Origin of the sequence: Micromonospora sp. BL4 (assembly GCF_003667505.1) — a bacterium.
Classification (GTDB): domain Bacteria; phylum Actinomycetota; class Actinomycetes; order Mycobacteriales; family Micromonosporaceae; genus Micromonospora.
This window is the reverse complement of record NZ_RCVJ01000154.1, coordinates 45,425-70,760: the sequence shown is the minus strand read 5'-3', so window position 1 is coordinate 70,760 and position 25,336 is coordinate 45,425. Positions and strand designations below refer to the sequence as shown.

At 71.7% G+C, this 25,336-nt stretch carries 23 protein-coding genes; 11 read left to right on the top strand and 12 right to left on the bottom strand.

Annotated features, from left to right (window positions below; all coding sequences use genetic code 11):
* Window positions 1-339: 339 nt before the first annotated feature.
* From ccrA to EAD89_RS20525, 3 genes are all read left to right on the top strand, one after another.
* Window positions 340-1,695, top strand: a complete 1,356-nt coding sequence (ccrA, locus tag EAD89_RS20535) for a crotonyl-CoA carboxylase/reductase (protein ID WP_121676862.1) — start codon at window positions 340-342, stop codon at window positions 1,693-1,695.
* Between the two features lie 287 nt (window positions 1,696-1,982).
* Window positions 1,983-3,239 carry a cell division protein DivIVA gene (locus EAD89_RS20530; RefSeq protein ID WP_121655994.1) on the top strand — a complete coding sequence of 419 codons (1,257 nt, stop codon included), beginning with the start codon at window positions 1,983-1,985 and terminating at the stop codon, window positions 3,237-3,239.
* Between the two features lie 177 nt (window positions 3,240-3,416).
* On the top strand, window positions 3,417-5,741 hold the full coding sequence (locus tag EAD89_RS20525) for a hypothetical protein (protein ID WP_121676858.1): 2,325 nt from the start codon (window positions 3,417-3,419) through the stop codon (window positions 5,739-5,741).
* A 105-nt stretch (window positions 5,742-5,846) separates the two neighbouring features.
* Here the strand turns inward: EAD89_RS20525 and EAD89_RS20520 are convergent, their stop codons facing one another.
* Window positions 5,847-6,185 (bottom strand): hypothetical protein, encoded by a 339-nt coding sequence (locus EAD89_RS20520; RefSeq protein ID WP_121676857.1) that lies wholly within the window; start codon window positions 6,183-6,185, stop codon window positions 5,847-5,849.
* A 333-nt stretch (window positions 6,186-6,518) separates the two neighbouring features.
* Here EAD89_RS20520 and EAD89_RS20515 point away from each other — a divergent pair, with 333 nt between their 5' ends.
* From EAD89_RS20515 to EAD89_RS20505, 3 genes are all read left to right on the top strand, one after another.
* Window positions 6,519-7,328 carry a helix-turn-helix transcriptional regulator gene (locus EAD89_RS20515; RefSeq protein ID WP_121655997.1) on the top strand — a complete coding sequence of 270 codons (810 nt, stop codon included), beginning with the start codon at window positions 6,519-6,521 and terminating at the stop codon, window positions 7,326-7,328.
* Window positions 7,319-7,507: a DUF397 domain-containing protein gene (locus tag EAD89_RS20510; protein ID WP_121655998.1), complete on the top strand. Its 189-nt coding sequence runs from the start codon at window positions 7,319-7,321 to the stop codon at window positions 7,505-7,507. Before EAD89_RS20515 ends, EAD89_RS20510 begins: the two co-directional genes overlap by 10 nt.
* A 171-nt stretch (window positions 7,508-7,678) precedes the next feature.
* Window positions 7,679-8,773 carry an AI-2E family transporter gene (locus EAD89_RS20505; RefSeq protein ID WP_121656008.1) on the top strand — a complete coding sequence of 365 codons (1,095 nt, stop codon included), beginning with the start codon at window positions 7,679-7,681 and terminating at the stop codon, window positions 8,771-8,773.
* 12 nt (window positions 8,774-8,785) lie between these two features.
* On the opposite strand, the gene EAD89_RS20500 is transcribed toward EAD89_RS20505, so the two are convergent.
* The 7 genes from EAD89_RS20500 to EAD89_RS20470 all read right to left on the bottom strand — a co-directional run bounded on the left by EAD89_RS20500 (window position 8,786) and on the right by EAD89_RS20470 (window position 15,220).
* A complete protein-coding gene (locus tag EAD89_RS20500; RefSeq protein ID WP_121676856.1) occupies window positions 8,786-9,595 on the bottom strand; it encodes an alpha/beta hydrolase in 810 nt (269 codons plus the stop codon).
* A gap of 66 nt (window positions 9,596-9,661) precedes the next feature.
* Entirely contained in the window at window positions 9,662-9,988 is a 327-nt protein-coding gene (locus EAD89_RS20495; RefSeq protein ID WP_121656000.1) for a hypothetical protein, read from the bottom strand.
* A gap of 45 nt (window positions 9,989-10,033) precedes the next feature.
* Window positions 10,034-11,086: a hypothetical protein gene (locus EAD89_RS20490; RefSeq protein ID WP_121676855.1), complete on the bottom strand. Its 1,053-nt coding sequence runs from the start codon at window positions 11,084-11,086 to the stop codon at window positions 10,034-10,036.
* Window positions 11,083-11,577, bottom strand: a complete 495-nt coding sequence (locus tag EAD89_RS20485) for a SigE family RNA polymerase sigma factor (RefSeq protein WP_121656002.1) — start codon at window positions 11,575-11,577, stop codon at window positions 11,083-11,085. Before EAD89_RS20485 ends, EAD89_RS20490 begins: the two co-directional genes overlap by 4 nt.
* Before the next feature lie 40 nt (window positions 11,578-11,617).
* Window positions 11,618-13,408 carry a 3-hydroxyacyl-CoA dehydrogenase family protein gene (locus tag EAD89_RS20480; protein ID WP_121676854.1) on the bottom strand — a complete coding sequence of 597 codons (1,791 nt, stop codon included), beginning with the start codon at window positions 13,406-13,408 and terminating at the stop codon, window positions 11,618-11,620.
* 125 nt (window positions 13,409-13,533) lie between these two features.
* Entirely contained in the window at window positions 13,534-14,604 is a 1,071-nt protein-coding gene (locus EAD89_RS20475) for an alpha/beta fold hydrolase (protein WP_199733569.1), read from the bottom strand.
* A 199-nt stretch (window positions 14,605-14,803) separates the two neighbouring features.
* On the bottom strand, window positions 14,804-15,220 hold the full coding sequence (locus EAD89_RS20470) for an FHA domain-containing protein (RefSeq protein ID WP_121656004.1): 417 nt from the start codon (window positions 15,218-15,220) through the stop codon (window positions 14,804-14,806).
* A 255-nt stretch (window positions 15,221-15,475) separates the two neighbouring features.
* Between EAD89_RS20470 and EAD89_RS20465 the strand changes: the two genes are divergently transcribed.
* On the top strand, window positions 15,476-16,972 hold the full coding sequence (locus EAD89_RS20465; RefSeq protein ID WP_121676853.1) for an aldehyde dehydrogenase family protein: 1,497 nt from the start codon (window positions 15,476-15,478) through the stop codon (window positions 16,970-16,972).
* A gap of 55 nt (window positions 16,973-17,027) precedes the next feature.
* Here EAD89_RS20465 and nucS read toward each other — a convergent pair whose 3' ends face one another.
* On the bottom strand, window positions 17,028-17,687 hold the full coding sequence (nucS, locus tag EAD89_RS20460) for an endonuclease NucS (protein ID WP_121676860.1): 660 nt from the start codon (window positions 17,685-17,687) through the stop codon (window positions 17,028-17,030).
* A gap of 71 nt (window positions 17,688-17,758) precedes the next feature.
* Between nucS and EAD89_RS20455 the strand changes: the two genes are divergently transcribed.
* Window positions 17,759-18,376, top strand: a complete 618-nt coding sequence (locus EAD89_RS20455) for a DUF4126 domain-containing protein (RefSeq protein ID WP_121676859.1) — start codon at window positions 17,759-17,761, stop codon at window positions 18,374-18,376.
* A 105-nt stretch (window positions 18,377-18,481) separates the two neighbouring features.
* On the opposite strand, the gene EAD89_RS20450 is transcribed toward EAD89_RS20455, so the two are convergent.
* On the bottom strand, window positions 18,482-19,039 hold the full coding sequence (locus tag EAD89_RS20450) for a hypothetical protein (protein WP_121676852.1): 558 nt from the start codon (window positions 19,037-19,039) through the stop codon (window positions 18,482-18,484).
* A 1,153-nt stretch (window positions 19,040-20,192) separates the two neighbouring features.
* Between EAD89_RS20450 and EAD89_RS20445 the strand changes: the two genes are divergently transcribed.
* Complete coding sequence (locus EAD89_RS20445; RefSeq protein ID WP_074314020.1) at window positions 20,193-20,489, top strand: DUF1540 domain-containing protein; 297 nt, start codon at window positions 20,193-20,195, stop codon at window positions 20,487-20,489.
* Between the two features lie 28 nt (window positions 20,490-20,517).
* Here EAD89_RS20445 and EAD89_RS20440 read toward each other — a convergent pair whose 3' ends face one another.
* Window positions 20,518-22,524, bottom strand: a complete 2,007-nt coding sequence (locus EAD89_RS20440) for a protein meaA (protein WP_121676851.1) — start codon at window positions 22,522-22,524, stop codon at window positions 20,518-20,520.
* A gap of 151 nt (window positions 22,525-22,675) precedes the next feature.
* Here EAD89_RS20440 and EAD89_RS20435 point away from each other — a divergent pair, with 151 nt between their 5' ends.
* Together EAD89_RS20435 and EAD89_RS20430 are read left to right on the top strand one after the other, a co-directional pair.
* Window positions 22,676-23,527: an ABC transporter ATP-binding protein gene (locus EAD89_RS20435; protein ID WP_121654084.1), complete on the top strand. Its 852-nt coding sequence runs from the start codon at window positions 22,676-22,678 to the stop codon at window positions 23,525-23,527.
* The gene (locus tag EAD89_RS20430; RefSeq protein WP_121654085.1) at window positions 23,524-24,369 is read left to right on the top strand and encodes an ABC transporter permease; all 846 of its coding nucleotides are present in this window, start codon (window positions 23,524-23,526) and stop codon (window positions 24,367-24,369) included. Before EAD89_RS20435 ends, EAD89_RS20430 begins: the two co-directional genes overlap by 4 nt.
* Before the next feature lie 57 nt (window positions 24,370-24,426).
* Here the strand turns inward: EAD89_RS20430 and EAD89_RS20425 are convergent, their stop codons facing one another.
* Window positions 24,427-25,275, bottom strand: a complete 849-nt coding sequence (locus tag EAD89_RS20425; RefSeq protein ID WP_121654086.1) for a 3-hydroxyacyl-CoA dehydrogenase family protein — start codon at window positions 25,273-25,275, stop codon at window positions 24,427-24,429.
* Window positions 25,276-25,336: the final 61 nt, after the last annotated feature.

Below are 25,336 nucleotides of genomic sequence, written 5' to 3'. Positions count from 1 at the left end.
GCCCCCGCCCGCGCCTCCGCCGCCTGGCGCCTCCGCCTCCGCATCGCCGCCGCCACGCCACGGTTCCCTCGCGGCAGCGACCGGGTGTGACGCGCCCCAGGGCGGGCCCCGCGAGCACGTCAGTGCGCGGTTGGTGGGGTGGTCGGACAGCTTCACGCATCGGCGGATGCAGTTTTTCACAGAGGACTTCCGGCTTTAGCTACCGTTCAGTAACGTCCCGGCCCACAGGAGCGCGACCGGTGCCGGATGTGTCGAATGCCGACATGGCGGTCGCGTCCACCGGCGCCGACGATGGCAGCACCCGGGCCCGTTCGGGTGCGGGACGAACCGGAGGTCACCGTGCAGGACATCCTCGAAGCGATCATGGCGGCGGAGGAATCGAGCGATCCGGACCGCGAGCTCGCCGGCGTCGGCGGGCTGCCCGTTCCGGAGAGCTACCGGGGCGTGGTCGTCCGCGCCGAAGAGGCCCGGATGTTCGACGGCATGGCCACCCGGGACAAGGACCCCCGCAAGGCGCTGCACGTGCAGGAGGTGCCGACGCCGGAGCTCGGCCCCGGCGAGGCGCTGGTCGCGGTGATGGCGAGCGCGATCAACTACAACACGGTGTGGACCAGCATCTTCGAGCCGCTGCCCACCTTCAAGTTCCTCCAGCGCTACGGCCGGCTCTCCGAGCTGACCCGCCGGCACGACCTGCCGTACCACGTGGTCGGCTCGGACGCCGCCGGCGTGGTGCTGCGCACCGGCCCCGGGGTGACCCGGTGGGCCGCCGGCGACGAGGTGGTCGCCCACTGCCTCTCCGTCGAGTTGGAGGACGCGGCCGGGCACGACGACACCATGCTCGACCCGCAGCAGCGGATCTGGGGCTTCGAGACCAACTTCGGCGGCCTCGCCGAGCTGTGCGTGGTCAAGGCCAACCAGCTGATGCCCAAGCCGCGGCACCTGAGCTGGGAGGAGGCCGCCAGCCCGGGGCTGGTCAACTCCACCGCGTACCGGCAGCTCGTCTCGCACCACGGGGCCAACATGAAGCAGGGCGACGTGGTGCTGATCTGGGGCGCGTCCGGCGGCCTCGGCGGGTACGCCACCCAGATGGCGCTGAACGGCGGCGCGATCCCAATCTGCGTCGTCTCCTCGCCGGAGAAGGCCGAGCTGTGCCGGCGGATGGGCGCGGAACTGGTCATCGACCGGGCGGCGGAGGGCTTCCGGTTCTGGAAGGACGAGGAGACCCAGGACCCGGACGAGTGGAAGCGCTTCGGCGAGCGGATCCGCGAGCTGACCGGAGGCGAGGACCCGGACATCGTCTTCGAGCACCCGGGCCGGGAGACCTTCGGCGCGAGCGTCTACGTGGCCCGGCGCGGCGGCACCATCGTCACCTGCGCCTCCACCAGCGGCTTCCAGCACCAGTACGACAACCGCTACCTGTGGATGCACCTCAAGCGGATCGTCGGCAGCCACTTCGCCAACTACCACGAGGCGTGGCAGGCCAACCGCCTGGTCGCGCTCGGCAAGGTGCACCCGACGGTGTCCCGCACCTACCCGCTGGAGCTGACCGGGCAGGCCGCGTACGACGTGCACCGCAACGCCCACCAGGGCAAGGTCGGGGTGCGCTGCCTCGCTCCCGCCGACGGGCTGGGCGTGCGCGACGGCGAGCTGCGGGCCCGGCACGAGGACGCGATCAACCGCTTCCGGGGGCACTGACCGGGCCGTCGGCCGGACGGACGAGCACCGGACGGCCAATGCGGTGAACGGGCCATTGTTCTTCCATCGCCATTAGCGGGATACCCACCCGGATCGAACAAAGGGCCACGGGCGCGTCCCGTGGCCCTTTTCCGCGTCACGCTGCGTGGCGTCCGACCCGCCCGGGACCTGCCAAGATCGCCCATTGGTCCGGCCTCGCCGAGCACGGAAGTTGACCATGTAAAGAGGACACGAAAGCTGCGCACCGCTCTTGCGAAGCACCCTGGGGCGTCTGCCAGTATGTCCCAATGCCCCAGCAGCAGTCCTCCCCTCTCGCGTTCTTCGATAACGCGAACTCGCAGCCAGATTTCACCGTTGGCCTGCGCGGATACAACACCCACCAGGTCGACGACTTCATCGGCCGGATGACCGCCGCGCTGACCCAGTCCGAGCAGGCCCGTGCCGAGGCCGAGCAGCGGATGAACGACGCCCAGCGTCGGCTCCGCCAAGCCGAACAGCGCATGAGTGCGCTGGAGCAGAAGCTCACCGACACGAACAAGCAGCTCGAAGAGAACAGCCGGCCCACCCTCTCCGGGCTCGGCACCCGCGTCGAGCAGATCCTCCGGCTCGCCGAGGAGCAGGCCAACGACCACCGCAACGAGGCCAAGCGCGAGTCGGAGGGCATCCTCTCCGCCGCCCGCCTCGAGGCTCGTGAGATCACCGACAAGGCCCGCGCCGAAGCCGCCGCGATGAAGGCCAGCGCCGAGCGCGACGCCGGCAACCTGCGCACCGCCGCCGAGCGCGAGGCCGCCGAGGTCCGGGTGCAGGCCCGCCGCGAGGCCGACACGCTGCGCGCCGACGCCGACCGCGAGACCAAGCAGCTGCGTACCGTCACGGCGCACGAGGTGGCCGAGCTGAAGTCGACCGTGGAGCGGGAGGTGGCCACCCTCCGGGCCACCGCCGAGCGCGAGATCACCCAGCAGCGGGCCAAGGCGGCCCGTGAGGCCGAGGAGAAGCGCGCCGAGGCGACCAAGCTGCTCACCGACGCGCGGGACAAGCGCGACAAGGACCTCCAAGCGCTGGAGCTCCAGCTGGCCGAGCGGCGCGAGAAGTCCGAGCGCGAGGAGTCCGAGCGGCACGCCGCCCAGGTGGCGCAGACCCAGAAGATGGTCAGCGAGGCCGAGCAGCGGGCCCGGGCCGCGCAGGAGCGCGCCAAGGAGATCGAGCAGCGCGCCGAGGCCCGTCGGGTCGAGTCGGAGCGCAGCGCCAACGAGACGATCGACAAGGCCAAGGCGCTCTCCGAGAAGACGCTCAACGAGGCCAAGGCCGAGTCGCAGCGTCTGCTCACCGAGGCCCGCACCGAGGCGGAGCTGACCACCCAGGCCGCCCGCCGCGAGGTCGAGGACCTCACCCGGCAGAAGGACGCGGTCACCTCGCAGCTCGGTCAGATGCTCTCCGGGCTCGCCGGCATCGTTCCCGGTGTCCCGGCGAAGGCGGAGGCCAAGCCGGAAGCCAAGAAGGCCGACGGCGGTCAGGAGCGGGTGACCGCGGAGACCGCCGGCTGACGCGAGGCGTCAGGTCGGGGCATCGACGGCGCGAGGTGACACCGGGTGACCGGTGTTACCTCGCGCCGTATGCGTTTCCCACCCCTTGACATTCCGTTCTGCGAACCAAGTGAAGTAGGTCCCACATGGGCCGTCCGTATCGCCCCAGCAGGGCCCGATGCGTGTGAGGATGGGGGCATGTCGCACGGCGAGGAACTGTTCGCACTCGGCGGGGACGTGACCACGGAGCCCAGCTTCGAGTCCGCTCTGCGGGGTTACGAGAAACGACAGGTCGACCGGTACGTGGCGCGTGCCGAGCACGAGATCGCGACCCTCGCCGCCGAACGGGAACAGGCGTACACACAGATCCACAAGCTCGCCGGTCAGGTCGAGGTGCTCCAACGGGACCTCGCCCAGGTGCGCAAGCAGATGAACGTGGTGGACCGCGCCTCGTTCCGGCACCTCGGCCCCCGGGTCGAGTCGATCCTCACCCTCGCCGAGGAGCAGGCGGAGCAGATTCTGTCCGCGGCCAACGAGGAGATCGAGGCCCGTCGCGCCGCCGCCGAGCACATCATCGAGGAGGCCCGCGAGCAGGCCGCCCGGGCATTGAAGGACTTCGAGATCGCCCTCGCCGCGCGGCGTGCGGAGGAGGAGCGGCACAGCGCCGCCCTACGCACCGAGGCGGAGTCGACCCTGCGGGCGGCCAGGGACGAGTCGGCGAAGCTGCGCAAGACGGCGCAGGACGCGCTGACGAAGGCCCAGCAGGAGGCCACCCAGCTGCGGGACACCGCCAAGGAGATCCACACCCGGGCCCAGCAGGAGTCCACAAAGCTGCGCGAGAGCGCCCGCGAGGCGCTGGCCACCGCCCGGCAGGAGGCCGGCGAGCTGCGCGAGGCCGCCAAGGAGGTGCACGCCAAGGCCCTCCAGGAGGCCAAGCGGCTCACCGACAGCGCGACCGAGGCCGGCCGGGCCACCCACGCCAAGGCGCAGCGGGAGGCCAAGCAGGTCATCGACGACGCGTCGATGGCCGGGCGGGCCACCCGGGCGAAGGCCCAGCAGGAGGCGGAACGGCTGGTCACGCAGGCCACCGAGTCGGCCAAGCGCAGCCGGACCGAGACCGAGTCGTACGTGCAGCGGATGCGCAGCGAGACCGAGGCGTACGTGCAGCACGCGCGGGCGCAGACCCAGCAGGAGCTGGGCGCCTGGCGGGCCGGGGTGGAGCAGGAGGTCAACTCCCGACGGGAGACGGCCGACCGGGAGCTGGCTCAGCGGCGGTCCGCCGCCGAGCAGGAGTTCGCCAAGCGCCGCGACGAGCTGGAAAAGCAGTACAAGTCCCGCCTGCACGAGCTGGAGGCCGGGTTCACGAGTCGTCAGCAGGAGCTGGAGACCACCTTCAGCGGTCGTCAGCAGGAGCTGGAAACCACCTTCACCACGCGCCGCGACCAGTTGGAGACCGAGTACACCAGCCGCAAGAACGAGCTGGAGACCGAGTACACCTCCCGCAAGAACGAGATCGAGCAGGGCGCCGCCGCGGTCCGCGAGGCGGCCGAGCAGGACGCGCTGACCATGCGCCTGCGGGCCGAGGAGGAGGCCGCCGAGCTGCTGAGCCGGGCCGAGACCGAGGCGGGCGACAAGCGCCGCACGGCGGACGAGCACGTCGCGGCCTCCCGCCGCCAGTTCGAGGAGTACGCGGCCACCACCCAGCAGCACCTGGCCACGACCCAGCAGCATCTGGCGGCGACCCAGCAGGAGGCGGCGGCCGGCCGGCAGCAGCTCGCCCAGGTGATGCTGGAGATCGCCCAGGCCCAGCAGCAGCTCGCCGACCTGCGACAGGAGACCTGGAAGTCCCGGCAGGAGTCCGACGAGCTCCAGCGGCAGGTGGCCGAGCTGCGGTTGCAGAGCGCCACCGTTCCGGTCGCCGGCGACGGCCCGGCCACCGAGGTTGCCCCCGCCGGGGTGACGAACGGCGTGGCCGCCGGCGCCGGTGCCACCACGACGGCGAAGGGCGCGGCGGCGCAAGCCGGGGTCGCTACAACGGCGAGCGGCGCGCAAGCCGGAGCAGGTGCCGCCAAGGCGGCGAGCGGGGTGGCAGCCGCCGGAGCAGGGGCCGGCCCGGCCAACGGGATCAAGGCCGACCCCGCCGATGCCACGCCCGCCGACGCCAAGCAGCCCGCCAACGCCACGCCCGCCGAGGCCGGGCAGCCCGCCAACGCCAAGCGGCCCGCCGACGCCGCACAGCCCGCCGACGCCAGGCAGCCGGACGACGCCGGGGATGAGCCGGCGAAGGACTCCGGGCAGACCATCGCCCGGCCGGTGGCCGAGCCGGTGACGACTGTCGACGGTGGCGCGGCCAGCGCCGGGGTGGACGGCGAGCCGACGGTGGCCGCCGTCCCGGGCGAGGGCGGTCGCGGCGCCAAGCCGACCAAGATCACCAGCACCGGCGAGAACGGCAAGCGCCCCACCAAGCCGACCACCGACGAGCGCAGCGCCAAGCCCAGCAAGGTCACCGTCGAGAAGGACTGACCGGGCCGGCGACACCCCGCGCTCGCGCGCGAGTCACGGCAATCTTGGACAGTTTCCGTTGCCCGTGAACGGAAACTGTCCAAGATCTGCGTGCCGGGTGAGAGCTCACGGACCGGTGGCGGGCGGGTCGATGACCGGGCGGCGGAACGGGCCCCACGCCACGAAGCGTTCGAACAGCTCCCGTGGCGTCGGCCCGTCGTAGGGGTTGAGCTGGTACAGGTCGTGTGCCGCCTCGTGATAGAGCCCGGCCAGGTAGATCGTCAGGGCCGCCGGATCCGCGTCGAACTCCGCCTTGAGCAGCAACCGGGCCTCCGCGCACGGCCACGGCCGGCCGTCGGCCCGGCAGCACCACATCGGCCGCAGCGGAGTGTGCGGCGTCCGGTCACCGCAGGGTCGAGGATGCGCGGGGTACGGCCCGAGCCGCGGCTGCGGCAGCCCGGACACCGGCGTACGGGCGGGGCGAGGCCGGCCGGATTCCGGCGGGCAGCCAGCGGACGACCTCGGCGCCGACCCGGCGGTCAGGGAACGTCGGAGGTGGCCGGCAGGGCTGGAGCTGGACAACGGGGTACCTCCTCGGCTGGGGCACGGGACGCGCCGCCGGGCGACGGCGGGCCCGGCGCGCTGGGGACCGGAGACCACAGCAGATCCGGTACGTGACAGTCTGCTGATCACACCGCTACGGTCGGAAGGCGTCGGCGCCACCGGAGGCGCGAGTGCGTTGGTGGCGTGGCCCGCCGGGCGGGCCGGTGGAGACGACCTGCGACCTGCGGAGGCACTGTGGAAGGCGACGCCGCGCCGACGGCCGACTTGATCCGCGCTCAACTGCGCCGACTGCGAATTGCCGCCGGGATGAGCCAGGAGGAGTTCGGCCGGCTGGTGCACTACTCCGGCTCGATGGTGTCCGCGTTGGAGCTGGGTCAGCGTCCGCTGGACCGGCTCTTCCTTGCCCGCGCCGACGAGGTGCTGACCACCGGTGGTCTGCTGGTCCACCTGCTCAAGCTCGCCGAGCGGGACGGCCAGCCGAGCTGGTTCCGGCCCTGGCTGGACGCCGAGCGCAGCGCCCGCCAGTTGCGCTGCTTCCAGCCCACGCTGATCCCCGGCCTGCTCCAGACGGAGAACTACGCCCGCGCGGTCATCCGCTGCGACGACCTGCTCAGCGACGACGAGGTGGAGCGTCGGGTCCACGCCCGACTGGATCGACAGGCGATCCTCACGCAGCCTGACCCACCGCAGCTGATCGCCGTCGTCGACGAACATGCGGTGCGGCATGCTGCCGAGCACATGCGCGGGCTCATGTTCGAACAGCTCACCCATCTGATTGCATGCGCCCAACGCTCGCAGGTCAGCGTGCATGTCATTCCCGCCGAGGTCGGGCTTCACGTCGGCATGTCCGGACCGTTCACGCTCGCGCGCGGGGCGGATGGTGGGTGGGTCGGCAACCTTGAGAATCAGCTTGCTGGCGTCGTGGTTGACGGAGATGGTGACGTAGCTACGCTGCTCTCACGATGGGAGACGGTCCGGAACGAGGCGTTTTCCCGCCGCCACTCGATTGACCTCATGAAGGAAGCGATGGACTCATGCACCTGACTGGCGCGGTCTGGCGCACCTCCACTCGCAGCGGTAACAGCGAGTGCGTCGAGGTGGCGGACAATCTGCCGGGGGTGGTGGGCGTGCGGGACAGCAAGGATCCGAACGGCCCGGTGCTGGTGTTCGCGCCGGCCGCCTGGCGGGCGTTCGTCGCCGTCGCCCGTCGCCCCACCGTCTGACCCGGGAGGTCCCTGGTGCCGCAGCACGGCCCGCCGGCCGACGACCCGGACGCAACGCCCGGCCCCGCAACACCCGGTCCCGCAACACCCGGTCCCGCAACACCCGGCCCCGCAACACCCGGTCCCGCGCCGGCCACTCCCCCGCCGGCCGAGACGCCACGCCCGGTGCCGATCCCCGACCCGGACGTCGACCCGGACGAGCCGCCGGCCGTCCCGTCCGGCAAGTTCGGCACGCCGGGGCGTCCACTGCGGCGCAGCAGCTTCCTGATCGGCTTCACGGGCGCGCTCGGCGTGCTGTTGGCGTACACCCTCTATCTGGGCATTCGCAATGCCGGCGGCATCCTGGTGCTGGTGGTGATCGCGCTCTTCCTGGCGGTCGGCCTCTACCCGGCGGTGGCCCGGCTGGGCCGCTGGGGGGTGCCCCACGGCCTGGCGGTCGCGGTGGTGGCGCTGACCGCGGTGCTGCTGCTCTGCGGCGGCGTGGTGGCGCTGGTCCCGCCGATCGTGACCCAGTCCGGTCAGTTCATCGACCAGCTGCCCAGCTACATCGAGGAGCTGCGCCGCAACCCGACGGTCAACGACCTGGTGGAGCGGTACGACGTGGTGGAGCGGGTGCAGGGCGCGGTCGACGCGGGCACGGTCGGCCAGGCGCTCGGCGGAGTGCTCGGCGGCGCCCAACTGATCTTCGGCACGGTGTTCCGGGCGTTGACCGTGCTGGTGCTGACCATCTACTTCCTGGCGTACTTCAACCGGCTGCGGTCCCTGGCCTACGCGCTGGTGCCCCGGTCGCGGCGCGAGCGGGTGCAGCTGATCGGCGACGAGATGTTGGCCAAGGTCGGCGCGTACATGGTCGGGGCGCTCAGCATCGCGGTGCTGGCCGGTGCGACCACCTTCGTCTTCGCGCTGATCGTCGGGCTGCCGTACCCCTTCGCGCTGGCCGTGGTGGTCGCGGTGACCGACCTGATTCCGCAGATCGGCGCCACCCTGGGCGCGGTGATCGTGAGCCTGGTCGGCTTCGCCACCGACCTGCCGACCGGCATCGCCTGCGCGGTCTTCTTCCTCATCTACCAGCAGGTGGAGAACTACCTGATCTACCCGAAGGTGATGCGGCGCTCGGTGGAGGTCAACGAGGTGGCGGCCCTGCTGGCCGCGCTGCTCGGGGTGGCACTGCTGGGCGTGGTCGGCGCGCTGATCGCCATCCCCACGGTGGCCGCGCTGCAACTGATCCTGCGCGAGGTGGTGCTGCCCCGCCAGGAGACCCGCTGACCGCCGGTCGGGTCAGTCCGCCCTGCGGGCCTGCGGGCCGGGGACGGGAGTGTCGGCGAACGAGGCCACCGTCCGGTCCGCGTACGCGCTGACGTCGCCGGTCTCCATCGGGCCGTCCCAGGTCGTCGGCAGCGGCACCGCGACCGCCGGGTTCACCAGGCGGACGATCTCGTCGAGCACCGTCTCCGCGTCGCCGACCCAGAGGTGCTTGGCGTTCGGCACGCCCACCACCTCGGCCTGCGGCACCGCGGCGAACCGCTCCTGGGCCTCCGCCGGGCGCAGGTAGTCGTCGAACTCGGGCACGAGGGCCACCAGCGGCCGACCGGAGCCGGCCCAGGTGGCCAGGTCCTCGGGAGCCGAGAAGCGCAGCGGCGGGGAGAGCAGGATCGCGCCCGCCACCGCCGGGTCGCAGCCGTACTTGAGCGCCAGGTCGGTGCCGAACGACCAGCCGACCAGCCAGATGTTCGGCAGCTCGGCGAACTCCGCGTACTCGATGGCGGCGGCCACGTCGTAGCGCTCGCCGACGGCCGCGTCGAAAGCGCCCTCGCTGGTGCCGCGCAGGCTGCTGGTCCCCCGGGTGTTGAATCGAAGCACGGCCACGTCGGCCAGCGCCGGCAGCCGCCAGGCCGCCTTGCGGAACACGTGGCTGTCCATCATTCCGCCGTGGGTCGGCAGCGGGTGCAGGCAGACCAGGGTGGCCACCGGCGGCCGGTCGGCCGGCAGAGCCAGCTCACCGACCAGCCGCAGGCCGTCGGCGGTGTGCAACTCGATGTCCTCCCGGCGACCGGGCAGGACCGACGACGCGCGGATCGGTGTGCTCACCCGTCAAGTCTGTCGCGAACTCACCGCCGCCGCCCGCCCGGGCGCGAACAGGGTGATCCAGATCGCTCAGCCGTGGCGCGGAGCGCCCCGGCCGCGCTGCACGGCGGGGCCACGCCGCTCCCGGGCCCGCCAGCAGCCGCTGTGCCAGTGCCGCCGGTCGGTCAGGTCACCCAGGCCGTCCGCCGGCCAGGCCACCAGGTGCGCCACCCCGGGCCGGATCTCCTGGTCACAGCCCGGGCAGCGGTACGTCTTGACCGACGCGCCCGCGCCGATCCCGCGTACCTGCCAGGCGCCGTCGGCCCACTGCTGCACCGAGGCGACGCCCTGCCGGACCCGATCGGCGTCCAGGTTGGCGTTCTCGTCCCGGCGGGGACGGTTGCGACGGGGGCTCACATGACCAAGCGTACGGTCCGGCGGGCGGGGCAGGCTGGGCGGCGGTCACCAGGTCGCGGGCTGGTCCAGGTGCTCGGCGACCCGCGCCCCGGTGAGCACGGTGCCCGCCTCCGCCTCGGTGAAGTCCCGCCTATCGGAGATGAGGGTGGCGGCCAGCTGGACCTGAGGAATGTCGAGCAGCTCTAGCCGCTCGCGCTGGTGGTCGAAATAGCCGGGCCTGCCGTTGATCGTCCGGTTCGTTGTGGGGCGGCCCGTCGTGTTGGTGCCGGCGTACTGCAACTCGACCCACATCATCATCTCGTCGTTGGAAACATCCAGCATCACGGCGTACGCGGCCGGGAAGGTGCCCGCCACCACCCGGCAGCCGCTCAGCTGGGCACCGGGCGGCAGGGCATCCAGCCGCAGCGGGCCCGCGCAGCCGTACGCGTCATCGAGGCGCAACGCGGCGGCCACATCGTGCAGCGGCTGCTGATTCGGGCTGGTCACGCTCGCTCCGGCGTACACGCCGGGCGCCGGCTGCCAGTATCGCCGCCAGACCGGCGCGCCCTCCGGCCCGTTGGCGTGGACCACGGAGCCGTCGTAGGGGTTGGCGGCGGGACCCACCAGAGACGGCATGTTCCAAGCGAGCGACGAGCGCAACATGTCGACCGAGGTCAGCTCGACCGTGACCGTCCACCCGCCCACGTCGAGCCTCGCGGTCTCCTTGCCGCCGCCCACCTCCCAGTACAGGAACCGGGGGCCGCCCGGGGCGAGGCCGATGTGCAGCAGGGTCGGGTCCTTGCCGATCAGGTCGGGCCGGACCGCCGCGCCCGGAGCACCGTCGACCCGCGGCGGCACGAGGGGCACCGGGGCACCGGCCGGGCCGGGTCGGCCGGGGGCGATCGCGGGACCCAGGCCGGGCAGGCGGTCCACCGGGCCGGCAGCCACGCCGACACCGAGCAGGGCGACCACACCCAGCGCGGCGCCGGCGGCGGCACGCCGCCGGCACACCCGGGTCCGTCCCCGGGCCACCGCCCCGACCAACAGCCGGTCGGCGTCCACCGGTCCCTCGGCGCGCTCCCGCAACGTCCGGACGATCCGCTCGTCGAGGTCGATCATGGTCGGCTCCCGTTCGTGGCCGGGGCACCGCAGCGCTCCCGGAGGTTGGCGAGCGCCCGCATCGCGTGGGTGCGGACGGTGACCGGCGAGCAGTCCAGGATCTGCGCGATCGTCGCGTCGTCCAGGTCCTCGTAGTAGCGCAGCACGAGCACCGCCCGCTGGCGGTCGGGCAGGTCGAGGACCAGGCGCCACATCTCGTCCCGGTCGGCCGCCTCGCCGCCGACGTCCCCACGGTGCGGCCGGTCGGCGAAGTTGTCGGTGGCCAGTTCCCGGTTCGACCGGCGGCGCCACCAGGAGATGTTGGCGTTGACCAGCATCCGGCGCACGTACACGTCGGGTCGGTCGGCCCGGGCGATCCTGCGCCACTGCACGTACGCCCTGGCCAGCACCTCCTGCGTGAGGTCCTCGGCCCGGTGCTCGTCACCGGTCAGTAGCCGAGCAAGCCGGACCAGGGCCGGGCCTCGGCTGCCGACGTACTCCTCGAAGGTCACACCATGCAGACGCCGTCGGCGCCCTTCGGCGTTGACCCGGTCAGCGGTGCGAGTGGTCGCGGAACCCGCGGCGGGTCTTGCGACCCAGGTAGCCGGCGGTGACCAGGTGCTCCAACAGCGGCGCGGGAGCGAAGCCCGGCTCGCGCAGCTCCAGGTACAGCTCCCGCTGAATGGCCAGCGACACGTCCAGCCCGACCACGTCCAGCAGCTCGAACGGGCCCATCGGGTAGCCGCAGCCCAGCTTCATCGCGTGGTCGATGTCGTCGGCCGTGGAGTAGCTGGCCTCCAGCATCTTCACCGCGTCGTTCAGGTACGGGAAGAGCAGCGCGTTGACGATGAACCCGGACCGGTCGCCGCACACCACGCCGGTCTTGCCCAGCGCGGCGCAGACCGCCCGGGCGGTCGCGGTGGTCTCCGGCGAGGTGCGGATGGTGCGGACCACCTCCACCAGCGGCATGATCGGCGCCGGGTTGAAGAAGTGCAGCCCCACCACGTCGGCGGGCCGGTGGGTGGCCATCGCCACGTCGATCACCGGCAGCGAGGAGGTGGTGGTCGCCAGCACCACGCCCGGCTTGCAGATCTCGTCGAGGCTGGCGAAGAGCGCCTTCTTCACGCTCAGCTCCTCCACCACCGCCTCGACCACCAGGTCGACGTCGGCGAGGTGGTCGAGCGTGGCGGACCAGCTGATCCGGCCCAGCGCGGCGTCCCGGTCGGCCTCGGCGAGCTTGCCGCGCACCACGCCCTTGTTCAGCGAGGTCTTCACCGCCTCGCAGACCGTCGCGGACTTCTCCGCGCCCCGGGTCACCGAGATGACCTCGTAGCCCGCCTTCGCGAAGACCTCGATGATCCCGGTGGCCATCGTCCCGGAGCCCACCACGCCCACCTTGGCGATGGCGCGCGCGCCGTCGGCGACCGCCGCCTCCGTGGCCAGCGGCGTCGCCTCGTCGGGTACGACCACCGGCGAGCCGGGCCGCTCGTAGGTGTAGAAGCCCCGGCCGGACTTCCGGCCCAGCAGTCCCGCCGTCACCATCTGCTTGAGCAGCGGCACCGGTGCGTGCCGGCGGTCCCGCCCGCCGCGCCGGTACATGGTGTCCAGGATCTCGTACGCGGTGTCCAGACCGATCAGGTCCATCAACGCCAGCGGACCCATCGGCAGGCCGCAACCGAGCTTCATGGCGGCGTCGATGTCCTCCCGGGTCGCGTAGTGCGACTCGAACATGCCGACGGCGTGGTTGAGGTAGCCGAAGAGCAGCGCGTTGGCGATGAAGCCCGCCCGGTCGTTGATGGTGACGTCGACCTTGCCGAGCCGGGCGCAGAGCGCCTCCACGTCGGCGACCACCTCGGGCGCGGTGACCACGGTGCGGACCACCTCGACCAGCTTCATCACCGGCGCCGGGTTGAAGAAGTGGATGCCGATCACCTGGTTGGGCCGGGTGGTGGCCACCGAGATCTCGGTGACGCTCAGCGACGAGGTGTTGGTGGCCAGGATGGTCTCCGGCCGGCAGACCCGGTCCAGCTCCGCGAAGATCCGCTGCTTGAGGTCCAGGTGCTCGGGCACCGCCTCGATGACCAGGTCGACGGAGTGCAACGCGTCCAGTCCGACCGCGAAGTGCACCCGGTCGAGCAGCGCGTCCCGGTCCTCCGGGGCGAGTTTGCCCTTGGCCACCGCCCGGTCGGTGGAGCCGGTGAGGGTGACCCGGCCACGCTCCAGCGCCGGCTCGGAGATCTCGACCGCCACCACGTCGATGCCGTTGCGGGCGAAGACCTCGACGATGCCGGCACCCATGGTGCCCAGCCCCACCACACCCACGGTGCTGAACTCGCGCGCCACGACCGGCCTCCCCAGACACTCCGCACGGCCACTGAACGGCCGCTAAGGCTTTGCGCGCGAGTCTGCCACGTGACGATTCGTTGTCGAGACGCCGTGGGATATTTCACCCACCACGCCAGGCGCGCTCAGCTGGCCGGGACGGTGGTCAGCGCCAGCAGCTCCGCCACGAACTCCGCGGGGCGCTCCAGGTGCGGGCTGTGCCCGCAGCCGGGCAGCACCACCTCGTGGTACGCGCCGCCGGCCGCCGCGTACCGCTCCAGCACCGCCCGGGTCTGGCCGACCATCGGCTGCGGCGGGCACTCCGCCTCGCCCGGCCAGCCGGGTACGGCGCCCAGCGAGCCCAGGTACGCCAGGTCGAACAGCGAGGTGTCCGAGACGATCACGTCGGCGTCACCGCGTACCCAGATGACCGGAGGCTTGTCGGCGACGGCCACCAGCTCGTCGGCGAGCCGGAACCAGGTCGGCGCGAGCGCGTTGAGCACCCCGCGCTCCCCCGGCGCCATGCCCGGCCAGTTCTCCGACGACGCCGCCGTGCCGGGGTAGTTGTCGTCCCCCGTGGCGGTGGAGAGCAGGCTGTCGAGCAGCAAGTCCTCATCGCCGCCCAGCGACGCCGGATCGGCCACATAGGTGGCTCGCAGCACAGCGCGCGGGCTGGTCGGGGCGTCGGTGCCGCGATCACCGGCGGTGAGCCGGGCGACGAAGTCCGGATTAGCCGTGCCGGCGCCGGTGCCGGCGAAGTCGGGCGTCGTCGGCGTGCCGGCCAGGTCGCGGGTGCCACCGAAGCCGTACGGGGAGACCGGCGCGGCGAGCAGCAGCGCACCCACCCGGTGCGGATGGTCGACCAACAGCCGCATCGCCACGCCCCCGCCGAGGGAGTGCCCCACCACCACCGGGCGGGCGTCGGCTGCGAAGAGCGTCGGGTCGTCCAGCAGGGCGGCCACATCGTCGGAGAAGTCCCGAAGGCCACGGGTCGCGTTCACCGGGGCGGTCTCCGAGGCGCCGTAACCGCGCAGGTCCGGGGCGACCAGCCGCAGCGTCGGCGGGAGCCGCCGGACCAACGGCTCCCAGAACAGCGCGGACGAACAGTTGCCGTGGATCAGCAGCACCGGGGTGCCGTCGGGCGGGCCGGCCACCCGTACCGCCTGGGTGATGCCGTTCGCCGTCACGGTCCGCTGCTCGGTCTCCACCCGCGGCATGCTGCCACGCCGGTCCACGGCGATCCAGGTGTGCGGCAGCCACCTGCCGGCAGTGCTTGATGTGGCCGGCCACCAGGAGGGTCGCTCGCCCACGCGACCGGGCGACGGGACGACCGTTCGCCTGCGCGCAAACGCCGGCGACCTGCCGGCGTCCGGCCCGACTGGCCCGTCCGCTCCGTCCCGCCGAGCAGGCGGACGGTCAGCGGCGTGCGCTGGGCGGTGTGGCCAGTGGCAGCGGCAGCGTCGGCCGGACGTCACGACGGGACGGGCCGAAGCTGAGCCCGACCGGATCGGTGTGAGCCACTCCCGGATCGAACAGGCGCAGCTCGGTGCGGCCCAGCCGGATCACGTCGCCGTCGGAGAGGCGTTCCACCTCGGTGATCCGGCGGTCGTTGAGCCAGGTGCCGTTCGTCGAGCCCAGGTCCCGCAGCGACGGGCCCTCCGGTGCCAGCCACACCTCCGCGTGCTGCCGGCTCAGGTGCGGGTCGTTGAGAACGACGTGACCGGTCGGCGCCCGACCGATCACCTGCGGCTCGGCCCGCAGGCGAAAGCTCGCTCCGCGCATCGGCCCACCCGCGACCGTCAACAGCGGCATCAGTTCCGGATGTTCCTCCATGGACAGTCAGCCCTCCACCCCACACCACTACTCCGCGCGTCAGCCTGCCATCAGACGGTAATCGTCAATACCGACCGGCCGGTCAGCTCCTCGCCACCTCCCGGCCATCTCCCGTTCGACGATTCGGGCGGCCGGAAACCGACGCAGAGGGCCTGACCTGCTCTGATCAACGAGTGGACGGCCCGCTGCGACTTCCGTCCCGACGGGCCGAATCGCGGCCTACCGACGAGTAATCTTCGGGTCTAGACTTCCGCCATGACGGCTGTGCAGATCCCCGGCAACCCGGTCATCGAGGCGGGCCAACTGGTTTCCACCAGCCCAGCCACCGGCGTCGAGGCCGGGCGCCTCCCGGTCGCCACCGACGCCGACGTCCAGCGGGCCGTCGACCGCGCCCGCACCGCGGGCGAGTGGTGGGCCGGGCTGGGCTTCACCGCCCGCCGCGAACGGCTGCTGCGCTGGCGCGCCCTGCTCGCCAAGCGGATCGAGCAGCTCGCCGAGCTGGTGCACGTCGAGGGTGGCAAGCCGGTCGCCGACGCCATCGTCGAGATCGTCACCGCGATCGAGCACATCGACTGGGCCGCCCGCAACGCCAACCGGGTGCTCGGCCCGCGCCGGGTGCGGTCCCGGCTCATCCTCGCCGAGTTCTCCGGGCACCTCGAATACCAGCCGTTCGGCGTGATCGGCGTGATCGGCCCGTGGAACTATCCGGTCTTCACCCCGATCGGCTCCGCCGCGTACGCGCTGGCCGCCGGCAACGCCGTCGTGCTCAAGCCGAGCGAATACACGCCCGCGGTCGGCCAGTGGCTGGTGGACAGCTTCGCCGAGGTCGTACCCGAGCAACCGGTCTTCACCGCCGTGCACGGGCTGGGCGACGTGGGTGCGGCGCTGTGTCGCTCCGGCGTGAACAAGCTCGCCTTCACCGGCTCCACCGCCACCGCCCGCAAGGTCATGGCCGCCTGCGCCGAGACGCTGACCCCGGTGCTCATCGAGGGCGGCGGCAAGGACGCCATGATCGTCGACAGTGACGCGGACCTGGACGCCGCCGCCGAGGCCTGCGTCTGGGGCGGCATGACCAACGCCGGCCAGACCTGCATCGGCATCGAGCGGGTGTACGCCGTCGACGAGGTCTTCGACACCTTCGTCGACAAGGTGGTGACCCGCGCGGGTCGGCTGACCGTCGGGCCGGAGGGCACCGACATCGGCCCGATCACCATGCCGGGCCAGGTCGACGTGATCCGCCGCCACATCGAGGCCGCGGTCAGCTCCGGCGGGCGCGCCGTGCTCGGCGGCCCGAGCGCCGTGCAGCCGCCGTACGTGCACCCGACCGTGCTGGTGGACGTACCGGAGGAGTCGGCCGCCGTCCGCGAGGAGACCTTCGGGCCGACGCTCACCATCAACCGCGTCCGCGACGCCGACGAGGCCCTCGCCCGGGCCAACGCGCTGCCGTACGGACTGGGTGGTTCGGTCTTCGGCCGACGACGCGCCGTCGCCATCGCCCGACGGCTGCGCTCCGGGATGGCCTCGGTCAACTCCACTCTCACCTTCGCCGGGATGTCCACCCTGCCGTTCGGCGGGGTCGGTGACTCCGGCTTCGGGCGGATCCACGGCGAGGACGGGCTACGCGAGTTCGGCCGGGCCAAGGCGATCACCCGCCGGCGCGCCCGGTCGCTGCTGCCGTCGATGACCTTCGAGCGGACCCCGACCGACGTGGCCCGACTCGTCAAGGCCATCAAGGTGATGTACGGCAGGTGAGTGTCGGACAACCGATCTCGGCGCCGATCGCGGTGCGGACCGGAAACTGAGCCGGTCAGAAGAGGGTCAGCTCGTCCTTCTCGATGCCGCGCAGCTTGTCGTAGTCCACGACCACGCACCGGATGCCCCGGTCGGCGGCGAGCACCCGTGCCTGCGGCTTGATCTCCTGAGCGGCGAAGACACCGGTGACGGGGCTGAGCAGCGGGTCGCGGTTCATCAGTTCGAGATAACGGGTGAGCTGCTCGACCCCGTCGATCTCACCGCGCCGTTTGACCTCGACCGCGACCGCGGCGGAGTTGGCGTCCCGGCAGAGCAGGTCGACCGGGCCGATCGCCGTCATGTACTCGCGGCGGACCAGCGTGTACCCGTCACCCAACGCGCTCGGGTTGGCCGCCAGCAACTCCTGGAGGTGCGCCTCCACCCCGTCCTTGCGCAGGCCGGGATCAACCCCCAGCTCGTACGAGGTGTCCTGGAAGATCTCCTCCAGGGTGATCCGCAGTTCCTCGCCGGCCTTGTTGACCACCCGCCACACGCCGGGGGCCTCCTCCAGCCGACACGGCGGGCTCATCCAGTTCAACGGCTTGTACGCCCGGTCGTCGGCATGGATGGACACCGACCCGTCCGCCTTCACCATCAACAGCCGCGTCGCCAGCGGCAGGTGAGCCGAGAGCCGTCCGACGTAGTCCACCGAGCACTTCGCAATGACCAACCGCACCCGACGAGGGTAGCCGAGCACCCACCGGTCGCCACCGAGCGGCACTGGCGCGTCGATGGGATGCTGAGATGGTGCTCGAAGTCCTCACCGGTACCGGTCTCGCCGCCTCGGCGGGCCTGAACGCGTACATACCCCTGCTCACCCTTGGTCTGCTCGCCCGCTACACCGATCTGATCGACCTGCCCAGCGGCTGGACGTGGCTCGGCAACGGCTGGGTCGTCGCCATCCTGGCCGTGCTGCTCGCCGTCGAGATGGTCGCGGACAAGGTGCCGGTGGTCGACCACATCAACGACGTGGTGCAGACCGTGGTCCGACCCACCGCCGGCGGCCTGGCCTTCGGCGCGGGATCGTCGTCGGAGACGGTGACGGTCACCGACCCGGGAAGCTTCTTCTCGTCGCACCAGTGGGTGCCCGTGGTCACCGGCGTTCTGCTCGCGTTCGGCGTACACCTGCTCAAGTCCGCCGCGCGACCGGTCGTCAACGCGACGACCGCCGGGTTCGGTGCGCCGGTGGCCAGCACCGCCGAGGACGCCACCAGCGTGGTGGTCTCCCTGGTGGCGATCATCCTGCCGGTGCTGGTGCTCGCCTTCCTGCTCGGCCTGGTGGCGTTCGTCTACTGGTTCCTCCGCCGGCGCTCCGAACGCCGCCGGGAACGCGAGGCCGCCCGCGCCGCCGGCTTCCGCGTCTGACGGTCCACTCACCAGGGGCGGACTCCCGCCAGATCCAGACATGCCGCTGGCCGGCACCCCGGGTTCGGGGTGCCGGCCAGCGGTCGGTCGGTGTTGTGCGGTGGGTCAGCTGTTCCAGTGCTGGGCGACCAGGTCGGCAGCCTGCTGCTCCCACTGGGCGTAGGCGTCGGGGTAGGCGGAGACCTGTACGGTCTGCGCGGCGTCGGTCAGGGCCATGTCCTGCCATCCGTCGACCTGCTTGAGGCCCTTGAGGAACGCGGTGGTGGAGTACTCGGGGTCGGTGATCTGCTCCGGCGTGCCCCAACCCGAGCTCGGGCGCTGCTGGAACAGGCCCAGCGAGTCATGGTCGTTCATGTCGCCGAGGTGGCCCAGGTTCTCCAGCTTCGACTCCTGCAGGCTCGTGGCGATCGAGATCACCGCGGCCCGCTCGGGCAGGCCGGCCTTCTTCGTGGCGGCGATGATCGCCTTGACGTTCGCGGTCTGCTCGTCATTGAGGTCGATGTGCGACTGCGGGCCCTGCGCCTTGACCGTCTGCACCGCAACCGCAACCGGCTTGCCCTCGGTGGCGGGGGCGGCGTGCGCGGCGATCGGACCGGCAAACACACCACCGGCGAACGCCAGACCAGCAACGGACAGCATGCTCTTACGAATGATCGTGTTCATGAGGGTTGGCTCCTTCACGGGGGTAGACACCACACGGGCCTTGTTCGGGGGGAACGGCACGCAGGGTGCAAGCACCTCGTCCGGCGCTTCTCCTACACGGGGAAAAGTCTTGAAGGTCGGCGGCCGACAAGCCGGGGGGCTCGTGGCGCCGGGGTCCAGCGGCCGAGCGGGGGGGCTCGTGGCGCCGGGTCCATGTGTAACGACCGCCGGGCCGGGGCCATTCCGGGATCGGCCCGTCCATCGGCACCTCGTGGAAGCGGGTGCTGGTGCGGTCGGTCGGGTCTGCAACGACCGCCGGGCCGAAGTCATTCCGGGACCGGCCCATCCATCCGCACCCCGTGCATTCCTGGCGCGGTCGATCGGGGGTCTGCAACGACCGCGCACCCGCCGGCATTCCAACCCGGCTCCGCTGTCATCCCAGCCCCGAGGGGTGAGGTGGCTAGGCGGTGGTGCTGCGATCGTCAGGGTGTGTAACGACCCCGGGCCGGCCAGGATTCCAGCCCACGGGTGCGCCCGGCCACACCCAAACCGCACGATACCGGACAGGCCGGACTGGCTCACGGTCGGTGCCGATTGGGATAAGGCCGGTTTGCGGGTTGATCGACTCGGTATCGCCGATATCGGGGCATCCGCACGCCCTGGATACCGCGACATCCCTGATATCGAGTCGATCACCCGAAGAGGCACTGCCCAGGCGATCCCGGGCGAGGTCGTCAACGAGCGCGATACCTCAGAGGCATATTTATGACTCACAGGTATACCGCTCACCACAGCCACCGCCCCCGAGGCGGCCGGGGCCGCATTTCGTGCGGACCGGACCGGCGGCCGCTTGCCGGACCGCGCGGCATCGCGGATCGGGCAGCCGGCAATCGCGCGGGCCCGGCGATCGCGCGGACGGCGACCGGGGGCTGGGATCGCCGGGCCGGCAATCGGGGGTCGGCAATCGAGGGTCGGTGATTGCTCGGGCCCGTCGACCGCGCGAACCGGCGGGCCCCACCCCACCCACGACGCAGCGCGACAAAAGCAGCGCGACAAAGCAGCGCGACAAAGCAGCGCGACAAACCCCGAACACCCGGGCATCGCCAACAGCAGCAGAACGACATCACGAAGCCGGCAAAAGCCTACGATCAGGAAAAGCCTAGAGGAGGTCGGCATGACCGCAGCGATGGAGATGCCCCGAGTCCAGGAGTGCGTGGTCGTAGCTTGCGCGTACAACGACGCCGGCGACTGCCACGCCTTTGCGATCACGATCGGCAGCATGGATCACGCGCACTGCCACACCTTCGTCGAGTCGCCGGTGCGCGGCGGTGTGGAGAGCCTGATCGCGCAGGTGGGCGCGTGCCAACGGTCCGACTGCCGGCACAACGAGCAGCTCGAGTGCCATGCCTCGTCGATCAGGGTCGGCCCGGACAACGACATGGCCGACTGCATGACCTACGACGGCCGCTGACCTGCCACAGCCGTCCCGTCAGGGCAGATCAGGGCAGATCGTTGGCGCGGCGGATGACCGTCACCAGGTCGTCGATGATGGTGGTGAGGGCGAAGTCCTTCGGGGTGAAGACCCGGGCCACCCCGGCCGCCCGCAGCGTGTCGGCGTCCGCGGCGGGGATGATGCCGCCCACGACCACCGGCAGGTCCGCCCGGCCGGCTGCGCGCAGCCCGTCGAGTACGGCCGGCACGGCGGCGAGGTGCGAGCCGGACAGCACGGAGAGCCCCACCAGGTCGACGTCCTCCTCGACGGCGGCGGCGACGATCTGCCCGGCGGTCAGCCGGATGCCCTGGTATACGACCTCGAAGCCGGCGTCGCGGGCGCGTACCGCGATCTGCTCGGCGCCGTTGGAGTGCCCGTCCAGGCCGGGTTTGCCGACCAGCAGCCGCAGCCGGCCGCTGCCCAGCTCGCGGGCGGTGGCGGTGACCCGCTCGCGGACGGCTGCGAGGCCCGGGTCGCCGCCGGTGCCGGTGCCGCCGGCCAATCCGGTGGGCGCCCGGTACTCGCCGAAGACCTGGCGCAGCGCGCCGGCCCACTCGCCGGTGGTCACCCCGGCCCGCACGCACTCCAGGGTGGCCGGCATCAGGTTCGTGGTGGTCGCGGCGTCCGCGCGGAGCCGGGCCAGCGCCGCGTCGACGGCGGTGGCGTCCCGGTCGGCCCGCCACCGGCGTACGCCGTCCGCGGCGGCTGCCTCGACCGCCGGATCGACCTGCTCGACCGCCTCCGCTCCGGCGGCGGTCAGCGGGGACGACTCGGTTTCGGTGAAGCGATTGACGCCAACCACCACGTCGGCGCCGGACTCCATCCGGCGGCGGCGCTCGGCCAGGGAGGCGACCAGCGCGCTCTTGAGGTAGCCGGTCTCCACGGCGGCTACCACGCCGCCCAACTCCAGCACCTTGTCCAGCTCGACCCGGGCGCCGGTGACGATCTCGTCGACCAGCGCGGTCATCACGTGCGAGCCGGCGAAGAGGTCGGGGTATTCGAGCAGGTCCGACTCGTACGCCAGGACCTGCTGCATCCGCAGCGACCACTGCTGGTCCCAGGGGCGGGGCAGGCCCAGCGCCTCGTTCCAGGCGGGCAGCTGCACCGCTCGGGCCCGGGCGTCACGGGACATCGTGACACCGAGCATCTCCAGCACGATGCGCTGGATGTTGTTCTCCGGTTGCGCTTCGGTCAGGCCGAGCGAGTTGACCTGTACGCCGTAGCGGAACCGCCGCTGCCTGGCCTCGGTGACCCCGTACCGGTCGCGGGTGATCTCGTCCCAGAGCACGCCGAACGCGCGCATCTTGGCAATCTCCTCCACGAACCGCACCCCGGCGTTGACGAAGAACGAGATCCGCTGCACCACGTCACCCATCCGCTCGGCGGGCACCTGGCCGGAGTCGCGGACCGCGTCGAGCACGGCGACCGCCGTGGCGAGCGCGAAGCCGACCTCCTGCACCGGCGTGGCGCCGGCCTCCTGGAGGTGGTACGAGCAGATGTTGACCGGGTTCCACCGCGGCATCTCAGTCAGCGTGTACGCCACCACGTCGGCGGTGAGCCGCAGCGACGCCGCCGGCGGGAAGATGTACGTCCCCCGGGACAGGTACTCCTTGATGATGTCGTTCTGGGTGGTGCCGGCGCAGCGGGCCAGCTCCGCGTTCTGCTCCAGCCCCACGGTGCCGTACAGGGCGAGCAGCCACATCGCCGGGGCGTTGATGGTCATCGAGGTGTTCATCTCGGCCAAGGGGATGCCGTCGAACAGCGCCCGCATGTCGCCGAGGTGGGCCACCGGCACGCCCACCCGGCCGACCTCACCGGCGGCCAGCTCGTGGTCGGGGTCGTACCCGGTCTGGGTCGGCAGGTCGAAGGCGACCGAGAGACCGGTCTGCCCCTTCGCCAGGTTGCGGCGGAAGAGGGCGTTGGTCGCCGCGGCCGACGAGTGGCCGGCGTAGGTGCGCATCACCCACGGGCGGTCCCGCTCGGGCAAACGCCCCGGGAATGCCTTCTCATCCATGGCCGGAGTCTAAGTTACCGTTCAGTAAAACGGGTTGTGGAAAACCACACAGGTCCATGTCGCGGACGTCCGGGTCCGAAGCTCCCGCAGTGGTCCGGACCACCACACCCCGGGCGCCACGTCGCCCCAGCCAGGACGCACACTGGACGCCATGGATGACGAGCTGGCCATCTCCGTCCGGGGGCTGCGCAAGGCGTACGGCGACAACGTGGCCGTGGCGGGTGTGGACCTCGACGTCCGCCGCGGCGAGGTGTTCGCGCTGCTCGGCCCGAACGGCGCCGGCAAGACCACCACCGTGGAGATCCTGGAGGGCTACCGACGGCGGGATGCCGGCGAGGTCACCGTGCTCGGCGCGGATCCGGCCCACCCAGATGCCGGCTGGCGCTCCCGCGTCGGCATCGTGCTCCAGGGCACCGGCGAGTTCGACGAGCTGACCGTGGCCGAGGTGATCCGCCACTTCTCCGGCTTCTACCCGGACGCCGACGACCCGGACAAGGTGATCGAGCGGGTCGGGCTGGCCGGCAAGGCGAAGGCCCGCACCCACACCCTCTCGGGCGGGCAGAAGCGCCGCCTCGACGTGGCGCTGGGCATCATCGGCCGCCCCGAGCTGCTCTTCCTCGACGAACCGACCACCGGCTTCGACCCGGAGGCCCGTCGCGAGTTCTGGGAGCTGATCCGCGACCTCGCCGCGGCCGGCACCACCATCGTGCTGACCACGCACTACCTGGACGAGGCGGAGTCGCTCGCCGACCGGGTCGGCGTGATCGCCGGCGGCCGGTTGGTCGAGGTGGCCGCGCCGAACCGGCTGGGCAACCGGCAGGAGGCCCTCGCGACGGTCTCCTGGCGTACCCCGGACGGGACGCCGGAGAGCGCGCAGAGCGCGACGCCGACGGCCCTGGTGGCCGAGTTGGCCGCGCGCTACGGCGGCGAGGTCCCCGGGCTCACCGTGACCCGGCCGACCCTGGAGGACGTCTACCTCACGATGATCGGACACGCGCGATGACGACCACGACGAAGCCGGCGACGCCGGTCACCGCGACCCGGGGCCGGCGGCCGGGCGCGGGCGCGCTCGCCCTGCGGCAGGGCCGGCTGGAGATCACCCAGTTCCTGCGCAGCCGGGAGTCCGTGGTCTTCACGATGGGCTTCCCCATCATCATGATCCTGATCTTCGCGTCGATCTTCGGCGGCACGATCGGCGGCGGGGTCAAGTTCACCCAGTACTTCATCACCGGGATGATCGCGACCGGCCTGATGACGGTCAGCTTTCAGAACCTCGGCATCTGGATCCCGATCGAGCGGGACCGGGGTGTGCTCAAGCGCTACCGGGGCACGCCGATGCCGAAGTGGGTCTGGTTCGCCGGCAAGGTGATCATGGTGGTGGCGATCGGCATCGCCGAGACCGTGCTGCTGCTGGCGGTCGCGGTGGCGCTGTTCGACCTCGACCTGCCGGGCACCGCCGGGAAGTGGTTCACCTTCGGCTGGGTCGCCGTGCTCGGCGTGACCGCCTGCACCCTCTGCGGCATCGCCATCTCGTCGCTGGCCCGCACCGCGCGCAGCGGCTCTGCGGTGGTCACCCCGGTCGCCCTGGTGCTCCAGTTCATCTCCGGGGTGTTCTTCGTCTTCACCGACCTGCCCACCTGGATGCAGCAGGTGGCGGCGCTGTTCCCGCTCAAGTGGATGTGCCAGGGGCTGCGGGCGGTCTTCCTGCCGGAGAGCTTCGGCGCGCAGGAGCCGGGTGGCTCGTTCGAGCTGGGCCGCGTTGCGCTGGTGCTGGCCGTGTGGTGCGTGCTCGGCCTGGTGCTCTGCCTGACCACCTTCCGCTGGACCACCAAGCGCGACGGCTGAGCGGTTGAAAAGGGGGGCGGGCGCACGGCGCCCGCCCCCCTTTTTCGTTGCCGGGGCTCAGTACGTGTAGAAGCCCTTACCGGTCTTGCGGCCCAGGTCGCCGGCGGTGACCATTCGCTGGAGCAGCTCCGGCGGGAAGAACTTCTCGTCCGCGGTGTCGGTGTAGATGTTCTTCGAGGCATGCAGCAGCACGTCGACGCCGGTCAGGTCGGTGGTGGCCAGCGGGCCCATCGCGTGCCCGAAGCCCAGCCGGCAGGCGGTGTCCAGGTCCTCCGCCGACACCACGCCGGACTCGACCAGCTTGACCGCCTCCACCACCAGGGCGGAGATCAGCCGGGTGGTGACGAAGCCGGCGATGTCCCGGTTGACCACCACCACCGTCTTGCCGATCTCCTCGGCGAAGGCCCGTACGGTGGCCAGCGTGGCATCACTGGTCTTGTAGCCGCGGACCAGCTCGCAGAGCTGCATCATCGGCACCGGGGAGAAGAAGTGGGTGCCGACGACCGCCTCGGGCCGCTCGGTGACCGCGGCGATCTGGGTGACCGGGATGGCCGACGTGTTGGTGGCGAGCACCGCGTCGGACTTGCAGATCTTGTCCAGGGCGCGGAACACCTCGTGCTTGATCTCGAGGCGTTCGAAGACCGCCTCGACCACGATGTCCGCGTCCGCCGCCGCCTCCAGGTCGGTGGTGGGGGTGATCCGGGCGAGCGTCGCCTCGACGTCCGACGCCTCGATCTTGCCCTTCTCGGCGAACTTCTCCAGCGACTTCCGGATGCCGCCGAGGCCGCGCGTGGTGGCCGCGTCGTCCAGGTCGCGCAGCGTCACCTGCCAGCCCGCCTGCGCCGCCACCTGGGCGATGCCGGAGCCCATGAGCCCGGCCCCGACGACCGCGAGTCGACCCGCCATCTGCTTCTCCCTCGCCTGCTTGAGTGCCTGACTGCACCCTAGTCGGCGGGCCTGAACGACG

Bases quoted from the DNA above. Each gene is read 5' to 3' on its own strand.
- EAD89_RS20530 (WP_121655994.1), top strand. From the start codon at position 1,983: ATGCCCCAGCAGCAGTCCTCCCCTCTCGCGTTCTTCGATAACGCGAAC.
- EAD89_RS20525 (WP_121676858.1), top strand. From the start codon at position 3,417: ATGTCGCACGGCGAGGAACTGTTCGCACTCGGCGGGGACGTGACCACG.
- EAD89_RS20510 (WP_121655998.1), top strand. From the start codon at position 7,319: ATGCACCTGACTGGCGCGGTCTGGCGCACCTCCACTCGCAGCGGTAAC.
- EAD89_RS20490 (WP_121676855.1), bottom strand. From the start codon at position 11,086: ATGATCGACCTCGACGAGCGGATCGTCCGGACGTTGCGGGAGCGCGCC.
- EAD89_RS20475 (WP_199733569.1), bottom strand. From the start codon at position 14,604: ATGCCGCGGGTGGAGACCGAGCAGCGGACCGTGACGGCGAACGGCATC.
- EAD89_RS20470 (WP_121656004.1), bottom strand. From the start codon at position 15,220: ATGGAGGAACATCCGGAACTGATGCCGCTGTTGACGGTCGCGGGTGGG.
- EAD89_RS20465 (WP_121676853.1), top strand. From the start codon at position 15,476: ATGACGGCTGTGCAGATCCCCGGCAACCCGGTCATCGAGGCGGGCCAA.
- EAD89_RS20450 (WP_121676852.1), bottom strand. From the start codon at position 19,039: ATGAACACGATCATTCGTAAGAGCATGCTGTCCGTTGCTGGTCTGGCG.
- EAD89_RS20445 (WP_074314020.1), top strand. From the start codon at position 20,193: ATGACCGCAGCGATGGAGATGCCCCGAGTCCAGGAGTGCGTGGTCGTA.
- EAD89_RS20440 (WP_121676851.1), bottom strand. From the start codon at position 22,524: ATGGATGAGAAGGCATTCCCGGGGCGTTTGCCCGAGCGGGACCGCCCG.
- EAD89_RS20435 (WP_121654084.1), top strand. From the start codon at position 22,676: ATGGATGACGAGCTGGCCATCTCCGTCCGGGGGCTGCGCAAGGCGTAC.
- EAD89_RS20430 (WP_121654085.1), top strand. From the start codon at position 23,524: ATGACGACCACGACGAAGCCGGCGACGCCGGTCACCGCGACCCGGGGC.
- EAD89_RS20425 (WP_121654086.1), bottom strand. From the start codon at position 25,275: ATGGCGGGTCGACTCGCGGTCGTCGGGGCCGGGCTCATGGGCTCCGGC.